This is a genomic window from Paraliobacillus salinarum, from assembly GCF_014083865.1.
Taxonomy (GTDB): domain Bacteria; phylum Bacillota; class Bacilli; order Bacillales; family Amphibacillaceae; genus Paraliobacillus; species Paraliobacillus salinarum.
Map to the genome: position 1 here is coordinate 110194 of NZ_JACEFA010000007.1, position 7402 is coordinate 117595.

Sequence of the window (7402 nt, forward strand, 5' to 3'; positions counted from 1 at the left end):
ACCCATCTTTAAACTAACTTGCTTCACTAAAAAACAAAAGCAAACTTAATGTTCACTGCTTCCAACAGAATGGATTTTATAATGCTTGAAATGTTGTTTGGGCACTTGTTGAATGAAAGTTGTAACCTCTCCAAGTGATATAACTGATAAATCATGCATTGCTCGAGTACAAGCTGTGTATAGTAGGTTTCTTTCTAGATCATTTTCAAATCTATTTTTTGAAGCATTATAAATAATTACTGCATCAAACTCAATTCCCTTGGCTAAATAGGCCGGAATAACGAGTAATCCTTTCTGATAGGTATGTGCTTTCGGATCAAGTAAATTAACGTCCACTTGATCTTTTAGATAAGCATATACTCGTTCACTTTCATGCAATGTTTTACATATAATCGCAATCGTTTGATGCCCTTTCTCTTTGTAATATTCTATCATTTGTAACATTTTGTTCTCTAACACACGTACGTCATCCACTTCCATTACTTCAGGTAGTGCGCCATCACGATTAAACGCTTCTATCTTATCCCCTTCAGGCATCCATGCTTTAGTAAACTCTACAATTGGTTTCGTTGATCGATAGCTTCTTGTTAATTCCACTCTTTCTAAACCTTTTCTCTTTCGATCTTCTAATATATTTTCTTCTAATGCATGAACATAAATCGCTTGATTCATATCCCCTAATAAAGTCATACGACTATTTGGAAAGATTCGTCTGATGTAAGCGAACTGAAAAGACGTATAATCTTGTGCTTCATCTACAATGACATGCTTTATTGCTTGATTCGTCTGAAAACCGATTAAACAACTTTTGAAATACAGGTATGGCGTCGCATCCTCCCATGTCAAAACATTCTTTTTAAGATTTTCTTGTGTATCTTCACAAATTTTTTCCCATTGTTCTGGCAGAGTAGATGTATCTAAGGTCTCTTGTTCACCAAATAGTTGCATATAGGTTTGGAGCATATCAATAAAATGAAACTTCTTGATTTTTTCACGCAAGGCTCTTAGTTTCATCTTTATTACTTTTTTACGCAATAAGGCTTCTTCACTTGCATGATCCATAAACAACGCCTCTGAATCGTTGGATTGTTCTTCTAATTTCTGATGAACTTCTAAGTAATCATCTTTTTCTAGCAGTTCTGTTTCTTCTAATACCCAATCTTTGTTCGCTTCAGTTGATTCCAGCGTATCGATTTTATCTAATAACCAGTCCTTTAGCTTTTCCATACGAAGAGGGAGTGATGAACTTGATGATAAGGAATAAAAGAATTTATCCATCTGCTTTTTAGATACAACAATTTTTCCACGAAAGCGAATATTACGGAATTGCAAACCATCATCCAATAAATCGGTTAAAAAGCGATCGATTATTTTTTTAAAAGACGTACTCGCTTTATAGCGCATTGCTTCTATCCTAACTGGTGGATCTTCTTTGTTTGCCCGCAAATAATACTCCATTTGTTCAAATGGGGTTTCTACTTTAAATTGATAGCCTAATTGTGCGTCTATATACTGATAAAAAGTCGTTTGCTTAATATTATCTTCTCCTAGCTCAGGCAGCACCGTAGAAACATAACTATTAAATAAAGGGTTAGGAGAGAACAGAATCATATTTTTTGAGGATAACTCCTCACGATAACGATATAATAAATAAGCTACACGTTGTAATGCAGCTGATGTTTTCCCACTGCCGGCCACACCTTGTACCACAAGCACTTTACTTTTCTCATTACGGATAATCTGATTTTGCTCCTGCTGAATCGTAGCGACGATACTTTTCATTTGTGTAGAAGCATTTCCACCTAATACGGATTGAAGTAAACGGTCTCCTATAGTCAGACCAGTATCAAACATTCCTTTTAATTCCCCTTGTCGTATAAGGTATTGGCGTTTTAATGTGATTTCTCCATGCACGGTTTCATCTATCGCTCGATAAGCCGCTTTTCCTGGAGGATAATCATAATACATACTTGAAATAGGTGCCCGCCAATCATAGATGAGGAAGTCCTCTTCTTGTTCATCCATTAGTGACGCCATACCAACATAAATAGGTTCAGCAGTTGCCTCACCTTCTTCTAAAAAATCAATGCGACCAAAATATGGCGATTGATACAAACGCTCTAATGTATCTGCTTCTTTTGATAATTGCCCGTGACTACGTTCTCGTTCAGATAAAAACTCTGCTTGTTGTTTTAAACTGGCTTGCGTTTCAATCACATCATCCATTTCATCCAAGTTCACTGTCACGTCATCCCAAAAGTTTTTACGTATATCAATAACTCGATCTTTTAATATTTTAATATGTTCACCTAGTTTTTCTATTTTTCGACCTATAAGTGCCTTTACTCTATTGACACGATCTTTTTCTATTTTCCAATCTTTATTTTGTTCATCCATGGTATCAACCTCCACTTAAAAAACCACACAACATTATAAGTGTATTTTAACATTTTAAATCAATGCATTTATCATATAGTAATTATTATCTTGCCACAACCAACAGGATCTTAGCAATTTTTTTACACGATTATATATGTAACATAAAAACAAACAGTTGAAATAACATAAACATGTATTTCAACTGTTTGGGGGATACACCATCCATTGATAGCTTACTTTTATTAATAAGACTATTACTTTAATTCCATCATTCGTACTAACTCATAACCATCAAGATACATCATGTTAAATATTTTACCGTCTTCATTTATACCAAGTCTTCCTGTTACATCTTTTTCTTTTTGACCAACTTGTACTCTTACCACGAATTTGTATGAAGTATCCGCTCCTTCATTTTGTTCAACACGTATGTCCTTTATTTTCATTTGGACATCATTACGATATGCATTTATATGAAATTCAGATACTAGCCCTATCTTTGCTACAGTCTCATAATATTCCTCAGTAAAATATGCTTGAAAATGATCTTGATAGTATGATTGACTCTCAGTTGTTGATAATTCGTGATTCCCATCTTCCGCGCTTTTATACGATTTAATTAATTCTTCATTTGGTCCTGTAAATGTATTTGTTAAGACTTTCTTAATTATTTCAATGTTATTGTCTTGATTTGAATCTTCGAATGCAGAACAACCAGTAAAGAACATAAGTCCCGCAAGTAAAATAACGGTTAAGATCTTTAAAGTATGCTTTTTCATGTGATGAAAGTCTCCTCTCGTTCATAAAAAAATAATAAATCCTTCTCATAAGTCCTCTTTATTGCCTTACATTCATTCTATCATTAAAGGAAATAAATGTAATTCGTTTCATAATACATTTTATGTTTTTTGTTAGCTATTATGATAACGTCGGCATAGCTATTGTTTTGCGGATCACTTTAAAAACCCCTGTAAGTAAGCTATGATATATATTTAGGGTAGCGAAATATATACGCGTTGAAAGTAGTGGTAAACGTGAATGAAAATCATTTAATCAATAAAAATCTCTATATCATGTGGTTTGCAAACTTTTTTATTGCAGGTAGCATAACAATGGTATTGCCATTTCTGTCACTTTATATAGAATCATTGGGCGATTTCTCAAGTACCTATGTACAAAATTGGTCGGGGCTAACATTCGGAGTAACTTTTGTAGCTGCGTTTATTTTTTCACCTATATGGGGGAAAATTGGTGACCATTATGGAAGAAAACCTATCCTCGTTTTCTCTGCATTTGGTTTAGGACTTTGTGTGTTTCTTATGGGATTTGTCACTTCCGTTTGGCAGCTTTTTTTCTTGCGATTGTTCATGGGAGTATTCACTGGTTTTATTTCCATGTCTCAAGCATTAATTTCTACGCAAACTCCGAAACACATTGCAGGGCGAGTACTCGGAACATTGCAAACTGGGAGTGTTACTGGTACATTAATGGGACCATTACTCGGAGGAATCATCGCTGATACTATCGGCTATGCAACTAGTTTTAAGTGGCTTTCGATTATCTTGTTTCTTTCCGGTTTTCTTGTACTTTTCGGTATAAAAGAAACAAGAATACAAACTGAAGAGGGACAGCCTACAAGCTATTCAAGCAAAGAAGTACTTCTGCATATTATGAAGCACCCTATGCTGTTAATGGTTATGCTCGTATCTATGTTTATTCAAATTGCCCATTTTAGCATTCAACCGATTCTTTCCCTATATGTTAATGAGTTGCATGGACCAGAAAATATTGCGTTTTTTTCTGGTATTGCTTTTTCGGCTGCTGGACTTGGTAACTTAATGATGGCAAGAAGATGGGGCAAAATTGCTGATCGTGTGGGTTATATCAAAATCTTGATTATGTTATTATTCCTCGCTGCGGTTTTTTATTTACCAGGTGGCTTTGTGGCGAATATTTGGCAGCTTGTTATTTTACGGTTTTTACTTGGAATCACTATAGGTGGGATTATACCTGTTCGAATTGCATACATTCGTCAAGAGGCGCCTTTGGCCATGCAAGGAGAGGTGTTGGGCTATAATACTAGCATTCGGTTTTTCGGAAATATAATTGGTCCAATACTTGGCGGGACATTAGCTGGTGGCTTTGGTTACACTGCTGTTTTTATTGTAACAAGCTTATTATTACTAGCCTGCGGAATTGCGCTGTTCTTAGCAAACAAACGACATCCACAGCCAGAAAATACTTATTCACATTAATTAATAAAATTGCAGATCAAAGCGATCTGCAATTTTTATTCTTTACTATTAATGAAGGCTTCTTCTTCTGATTCACTTAATATATCTGTCGCTCTTCCTATTGTTCCGCCTTGCATACGCCATATGGCATTATGATCTTTATCTACACGGGAGTAGTCATTATTATTCCATCGTTCTAGAATTGATTGATAGGTTGTTTCTTTTTCACCTAGATCAACCTTATTCAACCCATCTAATAACCACTTTATTCGTTCTGCTGTAATGAGATAAAAACCCCACTTTTCTTCCGCTTCTACTTTTTGATGAGACATTTGATGAATGTATTCTTGATAATCGTTATTTGTAAGATTGGTATGCGGCGTACTATCACCAAAAGGGTTTAAGTCCTCGTCATCATTCTTTTCAAATTTTTCTTCTGATAATTCCTTTACTTGTTGTTCTTCTTCGTTATTACTTTCTTCTTCATTAGCCAAATCTGAATTTTGATAGAAATCCTGATAAACTTGAAAACCAAAAAATCCGGTTACACCGATCAACAATACCGCTAAAACGGCAATAATCCAATGATATACTTTCAACGATTCACCTCCTAGATTAACACTTGAGGTTCCTTACTCCGAAGCAAACATATTTTTTAACCCATCAATAATACTTATGAAAAAGCTCTTCACACCTTCCCAAAAGCCAGGATCATTCGCCACTTCAGCAATTCTATCCTTTATACTTTTAGCTATGTCTTCTAATTGACTGGATACTTTACTAAAATCTATGTTGAGATCTTTCATTTTATTAAACAAATCTGTTAAAGCAGCAATATCCTCTTCGCTTAATTGAATGTTAAGGCTATCTATTTGCTCTTTTACGATTTGTTCTACTTCTTCTTTTGTGACTGGATCTTGTTCAGAGATCTGCTGCTTAATCGTTGTTAATAATTCACTTACTTTCTCTTGATCCATTCCCTCTTTGTCAGCGAGTTCTGTCGCTATATCTAATTCTTCATTAGCTACTTCCATTCTTCCCTGATCTAGAGACTCTCCGTCAACATTAAACGCTTTGTAAATACCTGCAAGGGCAGAGTGTCCACTTACTTTAACAGGAGAAGCAACATCAACTTCCGCATTCTCTACACCTGCAGTTAATAATGCGTTAGCATACATCTCTTTTGTTACTTCAGTTATATTATCATCATTAACAATATTTATTACTAAACCGAAGCCATTATCTTTTCTCGTGATTTTGGCAGAGGAATACATATTCGAACTTGGGTCTCCATCAATGTAATTCGCTAAGTCTTTACCAGTTACGATATATTCCTGCACAGCGCTATCGTCTGTTACATCTAAGAGTTCTCTCACCTTTTGTTTTTGACTATCAGAAAGTGCATCACCAAAAACGACACGTGGAACACCATTCTTCTCATCGATACTATCATCATTACTTGCTAGTACGCTTGTGGAAAAACTAAACAGCATCATAACTAAAACAGCAATTATACTTGTAAATCGCTTGATCATATTTTTAATCTCCTTTTTTTCATAGAGCTATGCTCTCATACTATCATTATAAGTGTGTCTAATTTAACTATATTGCAAACGAAGAAAAAATAGAATGACATTTTTAACGCTTTGCGATGACATCCATTTCCACACGAACCCCTTTAGGTAATTTACTTACTTCTACCGTTGCTCTTGCAGGGTATGGTTCTGTTAAAAATTTTGCATATGCTTCATTGATTTTAGAGAAATCATCCATGTTAGTAATATAAATAGTGAACTTAGCAACATGTGCAAACGTTAATCCCGCTTCTTGTAAAATAGCTTGTAAATTGTTCATTACTTGATTTGTTTGAGCGACTATATCTCCTTCTACTACTTCCATTGTTGCTGGATCTAAAGGGATTTGACCTGAAACAAACACTAAATCTCCTAAATCAATCGCTTGAGAATAAGGTCCAATAGCTTGTGGTGCTTTATTTGTTTGAATTGCTTTACGTGTCATCCAATCTTCCTCCTTTTTTGTTGCGTTCTTCACACTAACAAATAGTTACTATTTTTAATATTTTAACATACTTCATTTTTTTAGTAGAATAATAGTGAATGAAATGCTTAAAAGGGTGGTGTCTTAAATGGAAAAAACATTCTCTTTACGAACAAATAATCATGATCAAATGGTTGAAATCACATCTGAGATTCAACATTGGTTAGTTGAACAGAAAATTAAAAACGGTTTAGTTATTATTTCTTCAATGCACACGACAGCCGGGATTACTGTAAATGAAAATGCCGATCCTGATGTAAAAGCGGATTTTCTAAGGCGATTAGATGAAGTTTACCCATGGAAACATAAGAAAGACTTGCATATGGAAGGAAATACAGCAGCACACTTGAAAACTAGTACAGTTGGTCATGCACAATCCATTGTTTTATCAAATGGAAAATTAGTACTTGGTACTTGGCAAGGGATTTACTTCTGTGAATTTGATGGTCCTAGAAACCGGTCCTATCACGTAAAAGTAATCGAGGGGTAAATAATAAAAACCGGGAAGGCCACCCGGTCATCTAAGAACTTGGTTTACATCGGAGAACGATGATAGAAAGACTTAACGCTATGAAAATACACTACGCTTTCCGTGGGCACGGCTCATAGCCGTCAAGTTAAGCAAACATTGAAAGTCAAGATTATCATATAAAACATTATTTTCCAGTTAAATAGGTATCCTTATATGGTTTGTTATTAGCCTTTCTTACATTTTCTTACTTATTGCTTAG

7 protein-coding genes are annotated in these 7402 nt (G+C 34.9%); 2 read left to right on the top strand and 5 right to left on the bottom strand.

Annotated features, from left to right (window positions below; genetic code table 11):
* Positions 1–45 precede the first annotated feature (45 nt).
* Positions 46–2397, bottom strand: a complete 2352-nt coding sequence (gene helD, locus HP569_RS09000; protein ID WP_182200841.1) for an RNA polymerase recycling motor HelD — start codon at positions 2395–2397, stop codon at positions 46–48.
* A gap of 236 nt (positions 2398–2633) precedes the next feature.
* Entirely contained in the window at positions 2634–3158 is a 525-nt protein-coding gene (locus tag HP569_RS09005; protein ID WP_182200842.1) for a hypothetical protein, read from the bottom strand.
* Between the two features lie 255 nt (positions 3159–3413).
* On the opposite strand from HP569_RS09005, the gene HP569_RS09010 reads away from it, so the two are divergent.
* Positions 3414–4634 carry an MFS transporter gene (locus tag HP569_RS09010; protein ID WP_425501856.1) on the top strand — a complete coding sequence of 407 codons (1221 nt, stop codon included), beginning with the start codon at positions 3414–3416 and terminating at the stop codon, positions 4632–4634.
* A gap of 35 nt (positions 4635–4669) precedes the next feature.
* Here HP569_RS09010 and HP569_RS09015 read toward each other — a convergent pair whose 3' ends face one another.
* From HP569_RS09015 to HP569_RS09025, 3 genes are all read right to left on the bottom strand, one after another.
* Positions 4670–5212, bottom strand: coding sequence for a DUF6241 domain-containing protein (locus HP569_RS09015; protein WP_182200843.1), 543 nt, complete (start codon positions 5210–5212; stop codon positions 4670–4672).
* A 33-nt stretch (positions 5213–5245) separates the two neighbouring features.
* Complete coding sequence (locus HP569_RS09020) at positions 5246–6148, bottom strand: DUF1002 domain-containing protein (RefSeq protein ID WP_182200844.1); 903 nt, start codon at positions 6146–6148, stop codon at positions 5246–5248.
* A 103-nt stretch (positions 6149–6251) separates the two neighbouring features.
* A complete protein-coding gene (locus tag HP569_RS09025; RefSeq protein ID WP_182200845.1) occupies positions 6252–6632 on the bottom strand; it encodes a RidA family protein in 381 nt (126 codons plus the stop codon).
* A gap of 127 nt (positions 6633–6759) precedes the next feature.
* On the opposite strand from HP569_RS09025, the gene HP569_RS09030 reads away from it, so the two are divergent.
* Complete coding sequence (locus HP569_RS09030) at positions 6760–7161, top strand: secondary thiamine-phosphate synthase enzyme YjbQ (protein ID WP_182200846.1); 402 nt, start codon at positions 6760–6762, stop codon at positions 7159–7161.
* Positions 7162–7402: the final 241 nt, after the last annotated feature.

Excerpts from the sequence above, each read along its gene's own strand:
- helD (WP_182200841.1), bottom strand. The coding sequence starts at position 2,397 with ATGGATGAACAAAATAAAGATTGGAAAATAGAAAAAGATCGTGTCAAT.
- HP569_RS09005 (WP_182200842.1), bottom strand. The coding sequence starts at position 3,158 with ATGAAAAAGCATACTTTAAAGATCTTAACCGTTATTTTACTTGCGGGA.
- HP569_RS09020 (WP_182200844.1), bottom strand. The coding sequence starts at position 6,148 with ATGATCAAGCGATTTACAAGTATAATTGCTGTTTTAGTTATGATGCTG.
- HP569_RS09025 (WP_182200845.1), bottom strand. The coding sequence starts at position 6,632 with ATGACACGTAAAGCAATTCAAACAAATAAAGCACCACAAGCTATTGGA.
- HP569_RS09030 (WP_182200846.1), top strand. The coding sequence starts at position 6,760 with ATGGAAAAAACATTCTCTTTACGAACAAATAATCATGATCAAATGGTT.